General features: G+C 39.3%; 11 protein-coding genes. 4 read left to right on the plus strand and 7 right to left on the minus strand.

All coding sequences use genetic code 11. The annotated features are described in order from the left end of the window. Nucleotides 1-654: a polysaccharide deacetylase family protein gene (locus tag ABXT71_RS02590; RefSeq protein ID WP_415372244.1), complete on the plus strand. Its 654-nt coding sequence runs from the start codon at nt 1-3 to the stop codon at nt 652-654. Here ABXT71_RS02590 and ABXT71_RS02595 read toward each other — a convergent pair. From ABXT71_RS02595 to cphA, 6 genes are all read right to left on the minus strand, one after another. Beyond that, entirely contained in the window at nt 651-947 is a 297-nt protein-coding gene (locus tag ABXT71_RS02595) for a thioredoxin family protein (RefSeq protein ID WP_415372246.1), read from the minus strand. The two genes, ABXT71_RS02590 and ABXT71_RS02595, sit on opposite strands and share 4 nt — an antisense overlap. A gap of 186 nt (nt 948-1,133) precedes the next feature. Then, entirely contained in the window at nt 1,134-2,360 is a 1,227-nt protein-coding gene (locus ABXT71_RS02600) for a metallophosphoesterase (protein ID WP_415372247.1), read from the minus strand. A 413-nt stretch (nt 2,361-2,773) separates the two neighbouring features. Further along, on the minus strand, nt 2,774-4,087 hold the full coding sequence (locus tag ABXT71_RS02605; protein ID WP_415372248.1) for a sugar MFS transporter: 1,314 nt from the start codon (nt 4,085-4,087) through the stop codon (nt 2,774-2,776). 73 nt (nt 4,088-4,160) lie between these two features. Next, complete coding sequence (locus tag ABXT71_RS02610; protein ID WP_415372249.1) at nt 4,161-5,159, minus strand: N(4)-(beta-N-acetylglucosaminyl)-L-asparaginase; 999 nt, start codon at nt 5,157-5,159, stop codon at nt 4,161-4,163. A gap of 17 nt (nt 5,160-5,176) precedes the next feature. Beyond that, entirely contained in the window at nt 5,177-8,107 is a 2,931-nt protein-coding gene (locus ABXT71_RS02615) for a GH92 family glycosyl hydrolase (protein WP_415372250.1), read from the minus strand. A 115-nt stretch (nt 8,108-8,222) separates the two neighbouring features. After that, nucleotides 8,223-10,865 carry a cyanophycin synthetase gene (cphA, locus tag ABXT71_RS02620; protein WP_415372252.1) on the minus strand — a complete coding sequence of 881 codons (2,643 nt, stop codon included), beginning with the start codon at nt 10,863-10,865 and terminating at the stop codon, nt 8,223-8,225. Nucleotides 10,866-10,999: 134 nt separating this feature from the next. Between cphA and ABXT71_RS02625 the strand changes: the two genes are divergently transcribed. Further along, nucleotides 11,000-11,857: a cyanophycinase gene (locus tag ABXT71_RS02625; RefSeq protein WP_415372253.1), complete on the plus strand. Its 858-nt coding sequence runs from the start codon at nt 11,000-11,002 to the stop codon at nt 11,855-11,857. A 116-nt stretch (nt 11,858-11,973) separates the two neighbouring features. Here the strand turns inward: ABXT71_RS02625 and ABXT71_RS02630 are convergent, their stop codons facing one another. Beyond that, entirely contained in the window at nt 11,974-12,906 is a 933-nt protein-coding gene (locus ABXT71_RS02630) for an isoaspartyl peptidase/L-asparaginase family protein (RefSeq protein ID WP_415372255.1), read from the minus strand. Between the two features lie 321 nt (nt 12,907-13,227). Here ABXT71_RS02630 and ABXT71_RS02635 point away from each other — a divergent pair, with 321 nt between their 5' ends. Together ABXT71_RS02635 and polA are read left to right on the plus strand one after the other, a co-directional pair. Further along, nucleotides 13,228-14,847, plus strand: a complete 1,620-nt coding sequence (locus tag ABXT71_RS02635; RefSeq protein ID WP_415372257.1) for a class I SAM-dependent methyltransferase — start codon at nt 13,228-13,230, stop codon at nt 14,845-14,847. Nucleotides 14,848-15,117: 270 nt separating this feature from the next. Then, nucleotides 15,118-17,985: a DNA polymerase I gene (gene polA / locus ABXT71_RS02640; protein ID WP_415372258.1), complete on the plus strand. Its 2,868-nt coding sequence runs from the start codon at nt 15,118-15,120 to the stop codon at nt 17,983-17,985. The last annotated feature ends 18 nt before the right edge of the window (nt 17,986-18,003 follow it).

Raw genomic sequence — 18,003 nt, forward strand, 5'->3', positions numbered from 1 at the left:
GTGAACCGGTTCATCACAAAAACGCCCAAGCTTGTCCATTGGTTATTCCCAAAACGAGTTTGGGCGTTTTCACGTTCACAACCCACAGTTTACCTCACTTTTGACGACGGACCCATTCCAGAAGTCACTCCCTGGGTGTTAGACTTACTACGGAAATATGATGCACGTGCTACTTTCTTTTGTATTGGAGAAAACATAATGAAGCATCCGGAAATAGCAACTCAAATACTCGCTGAAGGTCATCGCATAAGCAATCATACCTTCTATCATAAAAATGGCTGGAAGACTTCTTATACTGATTACCTAAAAGACTTCGAAAAATTCAATTCTGAATTCAGAATTCTGAATTCAGAATTGAAAAAATCAGCAATCACAATCCCCTTCCGACCGCCTTATGGCAAAATGACTTCAAGACAGGCAAGGGCCATCTTAAAAAAAGGACACGATATTATAATGTGGGATGTATTGAGCGGGGATTATGATGAAAACATTTCAGAAGCAACGTGTCTTAAAAATGTACTTAACCATATTAAAAAAGGCAGTATTATCGTTTTTCACGATAGTCTTAAAGCAGAAAAAAACTTGAGGTATGCGTTGCCTAAAGTATTAGAGTATATTAAAAATAGGGGCTGGAATTGTGACACAATTTCTTAAACATATTCTTTTACGAGGTCGATAAGCGTTGTAGCGTCTTGCTCTCCACTTTGGCGCCATTTCATCTCGCCTTCTTTATAAATCATTAGGGTAGGCAGTCCCTTCACACGAAGCGCTTCTGCAAGCGCTGTGTTTTTCTCTACATCTATTTTAATCACGCGAGCTTTATCGCCTAAGGCTGCCGCAACGTCCCTTAATACCGGGTGCATCATCTTACACGCACTGTCCCTTTCTGCATAAAAGTCTAGCAGAACCGGTACGTTGGTTTCTATTAATTCTCCAAATTTTGACATTTGATTTTTCTTTTTTTGTAGCATTAATAAAACAAAGATAACATTTATCCTTTATAAATGGGAACTGGGTTTGCTCCGTAGTTTTTCAGAAGTATAAACGCAATAACACCACCAAATAATTACTCTGCCTGAATTGCGATAATTAAAATTCTCATTTTAACTTTATGGCACCTTCAACTTTGAAATTTAGGAACTCCCCTTGGTCTTTAAAGTAATCACAGAGATTTCTGGCCATATACCCACACGTCCAGGATATGCTAGATACCCAAACCCTCTATTTACATTAATCATACTCCCTAGCTCTTCATAAATTCCTGCCCAGTTTTCATAACGATACTTGATGGGGCTCCATTTTATAAGACCTGGAATTTCGATCCCAAACTGCATCCCATGCGTATGCCCACTTAGCGTAAGTTCTATATTTTTCGGGTGTGATTTTACCTGTTCTTGCCAGTGTGAAGGATCGTGACTGAGCAAGATCTTAAAATCTGAAGCTTCAACACCTTCACAGGCTTTATCTAAATCTCCTGCTTTTTTAAAACCACCAATTCCCCAGTTTTCAACTCCAACGAGTTTAATAGATTCTCCATTTTTTGTGATGGTTCTATGTTCATTTAAAAGTAAATCCCAGCCCATTTCTTTCTGGACCATTTTTAAATCATCTAGATTTTTAATCTTTTCTTCTGGTGTTTCCCAAGATACGTAATCTCCATAATCGTGATTCCCGAGTACGCTAAACACACCATCGGTTGCAGTCAAAGAACCAAATATTCCTTTCCAAGCATCCATCTCTGTCGCTAAGTTATTAACGAGGTCTCCTGTAAAAAGGATCACATCGCTCTTCTGTTCATTCACAAGATCAACGGCATATTTTATTTTTTCTTCATTGGTAAAACTCCCACTGTGGACATCACTTATCTGCGTCACTCTGTACCCATTAAAAGCCGCAGGGAGATTATCAAACTCTAATGTATATTCGTGTACTTTATAATTATATTTCCCGCGCACCATCCCATAAATGAGGCTTGCAAAAGGAATAGCCGCAATACCAAGCGCGATTGTGCTTACAAACTTTCGACGTTCAGGCATATGAAATGAGGAGGCGTCTCCCCCAAATTTCATAAAAGCCCCGACGAATAATCTGATAATATCCTCGCCAAACATAAAGATGATCAGCAATAATTTGGGAACGAAAAAGGCAATAAAAATTCCGAATACGTACATACTCTCTGCAGACATTCTTCTAGATCCTCCAGAACTCACGAGTTGATAAATAATCAAACCAAGCACGATGGCAGACACCCCAAAATAAATCCATTTTGCAATAGGTCCTTTCCAAAGAGTTCTGAAGGCTTGATACGCGTAGATATCAATAAGAATATAGATAACAATAGGAATAATCCATCGTAACATAACTGCTGAAATTTTAAGGGGGTAAAGATAATTAGAATATGTTTAGATGCGCAGCGGTGTGCTTAGAATCCTTACAGGGCAAGGTGTTAAATTTTTTTAATATAATCGTCCACAACGGGAGTTATCGACTTGCTAAAAACACTTGCCTATATGCCTTCTTATATATCGCTATAAGGCGTTAATAAATTATAGCATTGAATTCTTAATGTGTAGACAAAGACTTTTGCCATTGCAAGAATGACTAAAATTAACCTCAAAATGTAAGAGCCATCATTTAGCAATGACTCTTTGCCCCAAATTTGATTGGTCCTCCGAAAAGGAATAACCTACGTATGTACTAAAAATCTATTAAAAAAATAACTGATAATGAATTGGTTAGCGACCCATAAAACACATTATTCGTAAGGTTATTCCTATCCGATTACAATTTCCTTTTGTTTTTTATACCCAAAATACAGAATGTATGAATAACAAGCAATCACCAATATGAAGGCAGATTTATACCCAATTCCATCTGCAAGTGCGCCATAAATAGGTGGGATGATTGCACCTCCAACTATGGCCATACATAATAAACCAGAGGCCTGTGGCTTTAAGTCACCCAGACCATCAAGAGTTAATGTAAAAATAGTAGGGAACATAATAGAATTAAATAAACCAACAGCTAAAATAGACCACATCGCCAACAATCCAGAACTACTCATAGAGATGACTATCATCGAAACCGCAAGTCCTGCAAAAATAGCAAGCACTTTTCCTGGCTTAATAACACGGGTTAAATAAGCCCCTACAAAACGTCCTAACATCGCCCCTCCCCAATATAAGAATACAAAAGAACCCACAATAGCTTTCGGGTCTACTTCAGACAGCTCTGTATTTAACATGTTCGTCGCAATAGAATTCATAAAGTCATTCTCCATCAAGATGGCTGCTAGATTCATATCTAGAAAGTAAAGCACTAAAAAACTACCAATGGCTACCTCAGCTCCAACATACAAAAAGATTCCTGCCACACCCATTAGCGCTAACTTATTGCTAAACAATTTTGCATACCCTCCTTCTGGACTTTTCTCTAAAATTTTTGGAAGCTTAATAAATATAAATAAGAGCGCTAGCACTCCTATACACAATGCTAACATTAAAAATGGCGACGACACAGCCGCCGCCTCAGCATTATAATATTCTTGTTGCGCATTCTCTGACAACCCCGCAATTGCATCTGAAGACATAATGGTATCGCTTAACAAAAAGGAGGCTCCAATAATTGGCGCAATCGTCGTTCCTAAAGAGTTAAATGCTTGGGACAAGTTTAACCTACTCGAAGCTCCATCTTCTGCCCCTAAAACGGCGACGTATGGATTTGCAGCTACTTGTAAAATAGTAATCCCTGCCGCCAAGGTAAAATATCCTAAAATGAAGATACCAAACATACGTTCTGATGCGGCTGGAGAAAATAAAACACACCCTAACGCCATCACGGCGAGCCCAAGGACAATACCTTTTTGATAGCCTATCTTAGATAGTAACCACCCCGCTGGAACTGAGAACACAAAATAAGCCCCGAAAAAGGCTAACTGTACTAATACAGCCTGGAAATTAGAAAGCTCGAAAACATCTTTTAATCTGGGGATAAGGCTATCTACGAGTACCGTTATAAAACCCCATAAGAAGAAGAGCACCGTGACAATGATGAATGCCGAGGTATCGTTTTTTTTAGTTTGTTCCATTTATATTAAGTAATTAAATTTGAATGTATATTTATTTGTTAAGCTTATGATAGCAAGACGCACATACGCTGTGTTATAATGAATTGTAAGATTCTGGAACCTCTGTCGTATTCTTTCCATCTCGATATACCGTAGCCACAAATCCATCGTGAATAGAATAGGCACCCGTCTCCCCTTTTTTATTCATAGCAATATATGCTACTTGAAAATCTTTATAATTTTTAGATTTGTTTACAATACGCATCACAGCTTCTTTACAAGCTTCTTGAGGCGATTTTCCTTGGCGCATTAACTCAACCACTAGATAACTCCCTACCGTCTTTAAAACTTCTTCCCCCAGTCCTGTTGCTGTACAAGCACCTATTTCGTTATCAACAAAAAGACCCGCTCCTATGATTGCAGAATCTCCTACCCGTCCGGCCATTTTAAAAGCCAAACCACTCGTGGTACACCCGCCAGATATCACTCCGTTTTTATCCATCGCTAGCATCCCGATGGTATCGTGATTTTCTATATTTATGATAGGTTTATATTCTGCCGTTTTCTTCCAAGCTTCCCAGCCTCTTTTAGAAGCTTCTGTCAATAGGTTTTCTCTTTTAAACCCCTGAGAAACCGCAAACTGTTCTGCCCCTACTCCAGCAAGGATAACGTGCGGAGTATCTTCCATCACCATTTTTGCTACCGCAATTGGGTGCATTATGTTTTCCATACAGAGTACGGCTCCATAATCTCCATGCTCGTTCATCACACAGGCATCTAAGGTTACGCGGCCGTCTCGATCTGGCAATCCACCTACTCCAACAGATTGCCCGTCAGCATTTGCTTCTTCCACAGCACAACCATCTATTACGGCTTGCAATGCACTCTTACCTTCTTTTAATGATTGCCAAGCGGAAGCTGTAGCCTCTTTAACATCCCAAGTGGCAATGACTACAGGATATTTTCTATCGCTAGGATCTTCAGCAGCTATCACTGTTTTCTTTTCTGAATCTGTGCACGCAATTAAACTAGCGCCTATGGTTGCAGCTACACTCCCTAAAGCCGCATTCTGAATAAACTTTCTTCTTTTCATCGTTATTGATTATTTCATTACTTCACTGAAATCTCATCTATAAAAATCCACGCTTTCCCATCGTGAGGATGTCCTAAATGCCAATCTGGCACTGGCCCTAAGTTTGTAGCGACAAGTTTTATATATCTCACAGCGCTTGCCGGTTGTTTGAATGTAATCGTTTTAACTAAAGCTTCTTCATCTCTTTTCGTGGCGTCTATTTTTTGCACTCCCAAGGACGTATACTTTTTACCATCCTCAGAAATCCAAACCTCCACGTCTGTTGGATAAAAAATCCAGCTGCGTTGATCTTGTAGAAAATTAGTCTCAATACTTTTTACAGGTTTTGCACTTCCAAGGTCCAGTACCACATCTACATTACTATTGCTGTAACCCTGCCAAGCTCCTGTTCTAAAATCTTTTGCACCACGTATGCCATCTATGAGCGCATCATTACCGCCAGCATTGTATTCATTTGCAAATTTTGTATTGAGCTTCAGACTTAGGTTTGGGTCTATTTTATAAAATTTAGTTTCTAGCATTTTACTTTTTTGGTCACCTTTTGTAGCATAGGTTTTAATTGTTGCCGCTTCCCTCAGCATAAAGGGAGCCGTAAACTCTCTAAATAAATCGCTGTTTAATGCGTAGAATATTTTTGCGTCAGCTTCAGCAACCGCAAGTTTAATAGTCGTGGTGTTTTTAAATGCAACATCCCCTTCTGCTATAAATGGAGTGAGTAAAATTTGATGTGTGTCAATACTCGTTTTTGGTGCTGCGCCTTCTTGAGTTCCCCAAGCTGACGGTGTATCTGTCATCTCAAAATGGAGTGTACCGCCATTTGCAATAGCCTCGTGACTGAGGTATGATTTGTTCCATGATGTGCCATTAAGGGTCACCGTATTAATATATTTATTTACTTCAGAAATGTGCTGAGCCGTGATTATAAACTGCTTGCCATTTTCTAAATTAATGGTCGCCTTCTCAAACAAAGGAGTCCCTATTATATACTCATTGCTTCCTGGAGTCACAGGATAAAACCCGAGCGAGCTCAACACATACCAAGCACTCATCTGCCCACAGTCTTCGTTCCCCGAAATTCCATCTGGTTCGTTTGTGTACAACTCTGTCAAAATTTCACGCACTAGCGCCTGTGTCTTAGCCGGTTTGTTCACAAAGTTGTAAAGATACGCCATATGATGGCTTGGTTCATTTCCGTGGGCATATTGCCCTATTAATCCTGTAATATCCACCTGTTCTCTTCCTGAAGTCTCGGCCTTGGCAGTAAATAAATTATCTAGATGAGTTTCTAAAGCTGACTTCCCGCCCATCATATTCATCAAACCAGAAATATCTTGAGGCGCGTACAAACTGTATTGCCATGCGTTGGCTTCTGTATAATTAAAATTAACCTCATAGGGATCAAAAGGTCCAAACCAAGTGTTGTTAAAACGACCTTGCATAAAGCCAGTTGCTGGATTGTAAACATTTTTATAGTACTGACCTCTTTCAGAAAACAACTTGTAATCTTCTGTTTTACCCATCGCCTTTGCCATCTGCGCGATGGTCCAATCATCATAGGCATATTCTAAGGTTTTCGAAACGCTTTCACTCTCTTCTTCCATAGGGATAAAACCTTGATTTTTGTAGGCTTTGAGTCCTAACTTATCTTGCATGGCGCTGTACTTAATTGCCTTAAATGCAAGAGCTGCATCGTAGCCTCTAATGCCTTTTAGATATGCATCTACAATTACCGGAACACCGTGATAGCCAATCATACAGCCTGTATAATTTGCAGATAAATCCCAAATAGGGATGGTGCCCCCTTCTTGATATTTAGCGAGCATGGTGTTTACAAAGTCATTGGTTCGCTCTTGTTCAATGATCGTATATAAAGGGTGTGCTGCTCTATAGGTATCCCATAAAGAGAACACCGTGTAGTATTCAAAATCGTTAGTTTGATGAATCTCCATGTCCATACCACGATAACGTCCATCTACATCTTGATATAAATTTGGCGCAATCATGGTATGATACAGTGCGGAGTAAAAAACATGCTTGTTGCTCGCGGAAGGATCTTCCACCACAATTTTATTCAATTGATCTTCCCACGTTAGTCTTGCTTCCTTTTTTATTTGGTTGAATGTTTTATCACCTAATTCTGCTTCTCTATTTCTCTCAGCCCCCGCTAGATCTACTGCGGAAATACCAACAGAAACATACACGGGTTCATTATTTGGATTCTCAAAACGCAATGCAATTTTTTGAGCACCGGGAGCTCCAGAAACTGGTGGCGATTGCAGTATATCCCTAAAAGGGTGCGAGGTCTTTATATTAAAAAATAGTCGTTGATCTGTTGCCCAAGCCTCGCTAAAACGATAGCCTCGAATTTCATTATTTGAAATGACCTCAATTTTTGCATCAAGCGTTTTATCACGGTGTAGTAAATCTATGATTGCTACTTGGTCTTCTGCAGTGGGAAATTTATATTCATGCATCCCTGCTCTTTCAGTTACCGTGAGAGCCACATCAATACTGGTATCATCAAGATGTACTTTATAAAATCCGGGAGCGGCTTCTTCTGTATCGTGTGAGAAACTTGAACGATAGCCTTCTTTACCATCTGCGCCATTATTGAAGGCGATTTTATTGGTTGGCATTATTAAGATATCACCATAATCACTTACACCGGTTCCGCTTAAATGAGTATGGCTAAAACCATAAATTATAGTATCACTGTAATGATAGCCGCTACATCCATCCCAGCCATCTAGCCTGGTATCTGGGCTTAATTGCATCATCCCAAACGGCATTGTTGCCCCAGGATATGTATGCCCGTGACCACCAGTACCTATAAAAGTATTTACGTAGCGAGTGAGTGGTGTATTGGTTTGTGAAACTTGCTGCTTTTCTAATTCATTACAACTTATAAGAACAGCTATAGCGAAAAAGAAAAAAGTGAATTTTGTCATAGGTTGGCTTTAATGGCGTGAAAAGATACAAAAAGACTACTAAAGGTTAAATAAGGCAATGCGCACCAATTTAACCCTCAGTAGTCTTTATCTTATTTTAAATGTAATTAGAAACTTATTCTGCAAACACTCTTTCCCCATTAGCTTCTTGTTCTTTAAACTTCTGAACTAACTCTAAAGCATCTGGTACTACGTCGCTACATAAAATAATCAACGATCCTTTTTTAGCTGTATTCACAGCATGTGTGATTGCCTCTTTTTCACTTGGTATTACGGTAGTCTTGATGTTTGGATTCGTCTTCTTAATACCGTCTTCAAGCATTTTAATGAGCTCTTCCTCAGTCTTACCACGGAGTCTTTTGTCTTGCCTGATTATAATCTCGTCAGCCATTTCCGCAGCAATACTACCTATCATATTATTATCTTCTTCTCGCCTATCGCCTATTCCTGCAATGATGCACACTTTGTGCGTTGCATCCAGTTTATCTGAGAACCCTTTTAAAGCTTTCATCCCTGCCGAGTTGTGCGCATAATCAAGCAATATGCTGAAATTTTGAAACTTGAAAAGATTTAATCTCCCTGGAGTTTGGGCCGCACTTGGTATAAAAGTTTCAAGTGCCATTTTCATATCTTCAATATGAAAACCGTGCACATATCCTACTATGACCGCCGCAAGTACGTTCTGGATCATAAATTCTGCCTTACCTCCGTAGGTAAGCGGAATTTGTTCTGCCTTCATGACACGCATTTTCCATGCGCCTTTACAGATGGTTACATATCCGTTTTCATAAACCGCCGTGATCCCTCCTTTGCGTTGCATTGCTTTTATATGGGTATTATTTTCATCCATTGAAAATAGTGCCACGTTACAATTTAAGTTACGTCGCATCTCATATACTAGCTCATCATCTGCATTTAGAATAGCAGTTCCGTCAGGTAATACTGTTTCTGGCACCACTCCTTTTACACGCGCTAATTGCTCAATTGTATGAATTCCTTTTAATCCTAAATGATCTGGGCTCACATTTGTTACTACCGCTACATCACAGTTTTTAAAACCGAGTCCTGCTCGCAGTAAACCGCCACGAGCACATTCTAATACAGCAAAATTAACCGTAGGATCACGGAGTACAAACTCTGCACTAGCAGGTCCTGTACAATCACCCGTCATTAATAATCTATTTTGAATATACACACCGTCACTCGTAGTATATCCTACTCTATATCCTTTCATTTTTGCCATATGGGCAACTAATCTACTGGTCGTGGTCTTACCATTTGTTCCTGTAATGGCTGTGATCGGGATACGTCCTGTGTCTCCTTGCTTTGGGAATAGCTTATCTATTACTGGTGCAGCCACGTTGCGAGGTAGTCCTGTTGTAGGCGCTAAGTGCATTCTAAACCCAGGTCCAGCGTTTACTTCTAGCACGGCTCCACCTGTTTCAGACAATGGCTTTGAAATATCTGTGGTCATAATGTCTATACCACAAATATCTAAGTCAATTATCTTTGAAATACGCTCAGCCATAGAAACATTAGCAGGATGTACGATGTCTGTAATATCCTCAGCAGTACCTCCTGTGCTTAAATTTGCGGTGTCTTTTAAAATTAATTTTTCATCTTGTTTTAGTACAGCATCTAATGTATAGCCTGCGTCTTTGATAATTGTTTCGGTTAACTCATTAACTGTAATTTGCGTTAACACTTCTTCATGACCATATCCACGTCTAGGATCTCTGTTAACCTCATCTATAAGCTCCTGAATAGTTGATTCTCCGTTACCAATAACGTGTGCTGGAGTGCGTATCGCTGCGGCAACTAATCGATTATTGATGACCAACAACCTGTAATCGTCGCCCACAATAAATTTTTCTACAATGATCGCACCATTACGCGAACTTTCCTTTGCATGGTTATAGGCTACTAAAGCATCTTCATAATTTTGTATATCTACCGTAATACCTCGGCCGTGATTTCCATCAACAGGCTTTATTACTAGTGGGTACCCGACATAATCACACGCAGGTTTTAAACTACGTTCACGTCTAATAATATCTCCTCTAGGCACTGCTACTTCCGCTTGTTCTAGCAAAAATTTAGTATCCTCTTTATCGCAGGCTAACTCCACCCCGATACTTGACGTTTCAGAAGTGACAGTCGCCTGTATTCTTTTTTGATTTGCACCATAGCCTAGTTGGCATAAAGAATATTTATTCAAACGAAACCAGGGGATTCCTCTACTTTCTGCCTCTTCCACAATACTTCCCGTACTTGGCCCTAAACGAGACTCTTCACGAAGTTCTCGCATCGTTTGTATCGCTGCATCTAAATCATAATTCTCATCTGCGATTAATGCTTCGCAAATCGCTACAGCTGCTTTTGCTGCATAACGCCCTACACTTTCTTCCATGTAAGAAAACACTACATTATAAACACCACTTTCGCCATAATCTCGAGTTCTACCAAAACCTGTGTCCATTCCCGCTAAAGTCTGAATTTCTAAGGCTATATGTTCAATAATATGCCCCATCCAGGTGCCTTCTTCTACGCGCTCAAAAAAGCCGCCAGGAGTCCCTACACTGCATCGATGACTGTACATCGTAGGAAATAACTCTTTTAATCGATCTGAAAAACCAGAGATTTTGTTTGAAGGAGACTCCTCCATTTCCTCTAGGTCTAAAACCATCACAATTAACTTGTGTCTTCTAACTGACCAGTAGTTAGGCCCTCGCATTGCATTAATTTCGCGTATTCTCATAATGGGTTGATTTCGATTAATATGTGTTTCAAAAAACTATAGACTGATCAAGATTTCCTCTTGAACAATCGATAAATATATCACTTTCCTCTGTTAATTGGTGTACTTTTGCCTACATAAAATTTTTTAGAATAATGAACGTAAAAGGAACCCTAATCCCCATAGGCGGCAACGAAGACAAAGGTGCAGAAACTAACGAAATGCAGACGCTAGAGTTTATAGACGAAGGCATTTTATTCAACATAGTAAAAGAGGCTGGAGGCATAGACGCCGAAATTTTAATCATCCCAACTGCCTCTAGTATTCCAGAAGAAGTAGGAGAAAATTACATAGAAGCCTTTGGCAAACTCGGATGTACAAACCTTTTTGTGATGGATATTAGAGCTCGTAAAGATTCTGATAACGAAGATTATATAGAACGAATGAAAACCGCAGACTGCGTAATGTTTTCTGGCGGTGACCAATCACAAATTACGAGTAAAATAGGAGGAACTGTTTTACACGAAATTATGCAAAAACGGTATCAAGAAGATGCATTTGTAATTGCTGGAACCAGCGCTGGCGCTATGTGTATGAGCCACGAAATGATAACAGGTGGAAGTAGCCAAGAATCTTTCATAAAAGGTGCTGTATCTATGGGTAAAGGAATGAGCTTTATCCCAGAACTCATTATTGATTCACACTTTATACGTCGTGGACGTTTTGGACGAATCGCAGAAGCAGTAGCAAAATTCCCAAATCTGACAGGACTAGGATTAGCAGAAGATACGGGTGTCATCATTAAGAATGGAAATGACTGTACCGTAATAGGATCTGGTATGGTATTGGTTTTTGACGGTTCTCATCTGAGTCATAATACAGAAAAGCTTTTAGATCCAGGCACTCCAATGACCATTGCAAATCTTGCGGTACACGTACTTTCTAATAGTGATCATTTTGATATTAAAAAGGGTAAGGTATCTGTATTACCTATAGACGCACCTTTTATTTAAAGACACGAAGTTTCAAACTACTCAGATTTAAGTTCTTCTTAGAATTTAAATTTCTTGAGTGATTCATAAAAAAAGAGCGCCACTGGGCGCTCTTTTTTATGAATCATCTCGAAAACCTACTTATAAATAGCAACTTCAGTCTCACCGGTTGACTTCTTAAAAGCGCGATACATTCCTTCCGTATTAAAAGGCATGGTCATGTTCCCTTTAGCATCCACTGCGATAAGACCACCGTCACCTCCTATTTTTCGTATGCGGTTTTGTATTACTTCTTTTGCAGCTTCTTCAAGCGAAAGACCTTTATATTCCATCAAACAACTTACATCATAGGCTACGACCCCGCGAATGAAAAACTCTCCACTTCCTGTACAACTCACTGCGCAAGTTTTATTGTTAGCATAGGTTCCCGCTCCTATCATTGGGCTATCACCTACACGACCCCATTTTTTATTAGTCATTCCTCCCGTTGAGGTCGCGGCAGCTATGTTCCCGTGTACATCAAGTGCAACAGCCCCTACGGTACCAAACTTTCCATCTTTCTTGACAGAATGATCTAACTCAAACGTGTCGCTATCCTTTATATTTTGCCATTGCTGGTAACGAACTTCGTCATAAAAATAAGATGGGTCTTCTAACACATATCCTTGCTTTTCTGCAAACTGCATGGCTCCTTCACCCGCTAGAAAAACGTGATCGCTATTCTCCATAATATCCCGTGAAAATGATATCGGATTTTTAATTCCAGTGATTAACGAAACTCCTCCAGCTTCTAAGTTTTTTCCATCCATGATGGCCGCATCCATCTCGTGTGTTCCTGTATGTGTAAATACAGCTCCTTTTCCAGCATTGAATAATGGAGAGTCTTCTAGCATCACGACCGCAGCTTCGACCGCATCGAGCGCAGTACCTCTATTCTCAAGCACTTTAGTCCCTGCGTCTAAGGCAGCTTGTAAAGCCTTTTTATATTTTGTTTCAAGCGCTGTGGTCATAAGACCTTTTACTAATGTGCCCGCACCTCCGTGAATAACTAAGGAATATGTATTGTTCATTATTTGTAATTTGAAAGGTCAAAAATAAGAGTTATCATTTTCATGGGCATACTATCTCTAGTATAAAAAACCTCGAACAAGAAACCGATAGCTTGGATATAAAATGTACAGAATAAAAACATTTTTGATGAACTACTGTATAAACTCTTAGCTTTTGCACCCCTTTTTCTTTCTTGAAAATTTAATTTCAACATTTATATTTTAACGGAAATAACTCGCTGTAAAAATGAACTTTCTATTGACATAATTTTTAAAGTATATCGTTTTCAACTTGATAAAAAAACAAAGTATATATTTACTATCCTATAATTACTAGAAGCCATGTTATCAATCTCAGAGAAAAACCAATACCGCAGTGAGTTATTTAGACACCTTGACGGAATTGGTATTGCACCCGTTGCCTACGCTTTAAAAGAAAAAGATATTCTTGATTACATTTTAAAGGAACAAAAAGTTTCCTTAGAACAAGTTTGTAATTTTTTCCACGCAAACGAAGGGTATCTTAACGTAGGATTGCGACTTCTTGCCTCACAAGGCTGGTTAGATCATTCGGTAGATAATGATGAAGACGCTATTACCATTTATACAAATAAAAACAGTGCTATTGCTTTTAGGCTCTTTGATCGGTATAAAGACATTTCGGCATTGCTCAAAATTTCTGAAGAATTTCACCCGCGCCTTCTAGAGGAAGGGCAGTTTTCTGCAATCAATAAAATTTTTAATCAATATAAGAATGGCGATTTTGACGCTGTTTCCGAAGATAAAACGGAGCAAGCTCTTGAAGCACAAATCAAGTTACATATTGAAGGCGCCCTAATAGGGCCCATCACGGTTTTTTTAGGGATGGACGGTATGTTTCATAAATATTTTATGGAAGCTTCATTTAGTGCAGATGAATTTCATGAAGACCCAATTAACTTTAGTAAAATACTAGACTTTTTAACCTTTTTAGGTTGGTTTACTAAAAAAGAGGATACCTATCGTTTTACAGATAAAGGTTTGTTCTTTGCTAGAAGATCTTCAGCATATGGCGTGACGGTTTCATACATTCCTACATTTAGAAGAGTTGATGAACTTCTCTTCGGAAACGCTCTAATTTTTAAAAGCTCCATCCCCAATGCCCACGAAACACACGTAGATCGAGAAATGAATGTTTGGGGAAGTGGAGGCGCACATGCAGCTTACTTTAAAAAGATTGACCAAATTATCATCTCCCTTTTTAATAAACCTATAGAAGAACAACCTAGAGGGATTTTAGATATGGGCTGCGGTAATGGCGCGTTCCTAATACATCTATTTGAAGTGATTGAGCAACGCACCAAACGCGGTGAAATGCTTGATGAACATCCGCTATTCTTGGTAGGCGTAGATTTTAATAAAGCGGCTTTAAAAGTGACTCGTGCCAACTTGGTAAAAGCAGACATTTGGGCAAAAGTAATCTGGGGAGATATTGCAGACCCAAAACAATTAGAAAGTGATATTAGGGAAAATTATAACATAAAGCTCTCAGACCTATTAAATGTACGCACCTTCTTAGACCATAATAGACCGTGGAGTACACCCAAAATAGAGAGCGCTACTAATCAAAGTACTTCTACAGGAGCTTTTGCCACTTGTGGTATACGTATTTCTAATAGACAAGTAGAACAGAACCTAAGAGAACATTTTGAAGGGTGGAAACCATATATTGGCTCTTTCGGGTTGTTAATAATAGAGCTACATACTTTAGACCCAAAAATCACACGTGACAATCTAGGAAAAACTGCTGCTACTGCTTATGATGCAACGCACGGGTTTAGTGATCAATACATTGTAGAACTAGATGTTTTCAGCAAAATCATTGAAGAAATAGGACTTCACTCTGACCCAAAACATTTTTCAAAATTTCCTAATAATGAACTCGCTACGGTGAGTATTAATTACTTAACAGCAGTTAAATAGTCTTATTTGAATAAGAGGTAAAACCGCTTCGCTGAAAGAAGCAAGAAAAAAGACTTGATTTGAAATACTTTGATAAGTAGGCTTTATTTATATGCATATAAAATGTGATTTATTTAATTACTAATAACTCCACCTTACTTTCTTCTTACTTCTTTCCTCTTTTTTCTATTTTTGAACAAATATGTATTGTCCGTTCGAGCGCAGTCGAGAACTTCTTAGTTTAGGACAATACTAAAACCTCTTGATTGCGCTCGAGAAGACACTAAAATAATGTCAGAACCAAAAAAACGCCTTTTCTTAATCGATGCCTTCGCTCTTATTTTTAGAGGCTACTACGCCCTTATAAAAAACCCAAGAATAAACTCTAAAGGAATGGACACAAGTGCCATTATGGGGTTTATGAACTCATTTCTTGACGTTATAAAAAGAGAACGTCCAGATCATCTTGCGGTATGTTTTGATAAAGGTGGTAGTGTTGATCGTGTCGAGATGTTTGAAGAATATAAAGCAAATCGCGACGAAACCCCTGATGGAATTAAAATCGCCATTCCCTATATCTACAAGATTCTAGAAGCCATGCACATTCCCATTATGGTGAAAGAAGGTTTTGAGGCAGATGATGTTATAGGTACCCTATCAAAGCAAGCTGAAAAAGCTGGATACACCACATTTATGGTCACCCCAGATAAGGATTTTGCACAACTAGTTTCAGATAATATTTTTATGTATCGCCCTGTTTTTGGCGGTGGTTACGAGACTTGGGGAATCCCAGAAGTTCAAAAAAAGTTTGAAGTTGAAAACCCTCTACAAGTTATTGACTATTTAGGGATGATGGGCGATGCGAGTGACAATATTCCTGGACTTCCAGGCGTGGGCGATAAAACAGCTAAAAAGTTTTTAAAGCAGTTTGGATCTATGGAAGGGCTGTTAGAAAACACAGATCAATTGAAAGGAAAGATGAAAGAGAAGATTGAAGCGAACGGCGAACTCGGTTTACTCAGCAAAAAACTCGCTACTATTATGCTCGATGTTCCTGTAGAATTTCACGAGAAAGATTTTGAAATGAGCACTCCAGATGTTGCTGCGGTTACAGCCATTTTTGAAGAACTAGAATTTCGACGTTTGACTACAAATTTTACCAACGCTTTTTCTGTAGAAGCCATGGCATCAAAAGGAACCAGTCATCAAGAGTCTGCTCCAAAGTTAGCTACTACTAAAAAACAAGACCCTGCTACCAAGAGCAGTCCAAGTGCAGGTGAAGGGCAGTTCAGTTTATTTGGAGGCGATAGCGCACCCTCAGAATCTGCTGAAGTGTATAGTAGCAGAAAAACCATAAAGGACACAGAGCATTTTTATCAATTAGTGCAACCAGGAATGGGAACAAACCTGTTTATCCAGAACTTGATGAAACAGCCTAGCGTGTGTTTTGATACAGAGACCACAGGTTTAAACCCACTCACAGCAGAACTCGTTGGGATTGCTTTTTCTTGGGAAGCCGGAAAAGGATTTTATATGGCATTCCCGGAGGGAAAAGAAGCCGCACAAGAACAGATTGAGTTATTACGCCCCTTCTTTGAAGCCACCGAAATTGAAAAGGTAGGACAGAATTTAAAATACGATCTTAAAGTACTTCGGAAATATAACATTGCTGTAAAAGGCCCGTTGTTTGATACGATGCTCGCGCATTACCTCATCAATCCAGATATGCGTCACAATATGGACGTGCTTGCCGAAACATACCTTAATTACACGCCCGTTTCCATTACCGAATTAATAGGGAAAAAAGGAAAGAATCAAAAATCGATGCGAGATGTTCCAGTTGAAGATCAAACAGAATATGCGGTGGAAGACGCAGATATTACGTTTCAATTAAAAGAGCATTTCAGTAATGAACTGAAAGACGCAAATATTCAAAAATTATTCACAGATATTGAACTGCCCTTATTACGGGTACTTGCAGATATGGAGGCAGAAGGAATTAATCTAGATGAAGCCTTTTTAAATTCTTTATCTGGCGATCTTGAAAGTGATATTGCTTCTTTAGAAAAGAATATTTATGAAGAAGCTGGCGAGGAGTTTAACATTGCATCGCCTAAACAATTGGGTGAGATTCTCTTTGGAAAAATGAAATTGGTCGAGAAGCCTAAGAAAACAAAAACCGGGCAATTTTCTACTGCAGAAGATGTCTTAAGTTACTTAGCGAAAGACCATAAAATTATTGCAGATGTATTGGAATATCGCGGACTGGCAAAACTAAAATCTACTTATGTAGATGCTTTACCATTGCAAGTAGAAGAAGCAACACAGCGGGTGCATACAGACTATATGCAAACGGTTGCCGCTACAGGAAGACTGAGTAGTAACAACCCCAACTTACAGAACATACCTATCAGGACTGAACGTGGACGCGAGGTGCGTAAAGCTTTCATTCCGCGTGATGAAAACTATGTGTTGTTAGCGGCAGATTATTCGCAAATAGAACTGCGTATCATCGCTTCATTAAGCCAAGAAGAAACGATGATGGAGGCTTTTAAAAATGGCGAAGACATTCACGCATCTACCGCGAGTAAAGTATTTGATGTTCCTTTAGAAGAAGTAACGCGTGAGCAACGTGGGAATGCAAAAACCGTAAACTTTGGAATTATTTATGGTGTTTCTGCCTTTGGCTTGAGCAACCAGACAGACATGTCTAGAGGCGAAGCTAAGGAGTTGATTGACGCGTATTATGATACCTACCCCAAGTTACGTCACTATATGAGTGAGCAAGTAAACTTTGCCCGCGACAACGGTTACGTAGAAACCGTTATGGGCCGTCGCCGCTACCTAAACGCAATCAACGGAAGCAATGCCATTGTGCGAGGAGCGGCAGAACGAAACGCAGTAAACGCACCCATTCAAGGTAGTGCGGCAGATATCATTAAAATTGCGATGATTAATATTCATAAGAAACTGGAAGAAGGCAAGTACAAAACAAAAATGCTTTTACAGGTTCATGATGAATTGGTTTTTGATGTGTATAAGCCAGAACTAGAGGAAATGAAATCGATGATTAAATACGAGATGGAAAATGCATATTTAATGGATGTTCCATTGGATGTTGAAGTGGGAATTGGCGAGAATTGGTTAGAGGCCCATTAGCAATTAGCCGAGCGCGCC

It is taken from the genome of Patiriisocius sp. Uisw_047 (genome assembly GCF_047730165.1).
Classification (GTDB): domain Bacteria; phylum Bacteroidota; class Bacteroidia; order Flavobacteriales; family Flavobacteriaceae; genus Patiriisocius.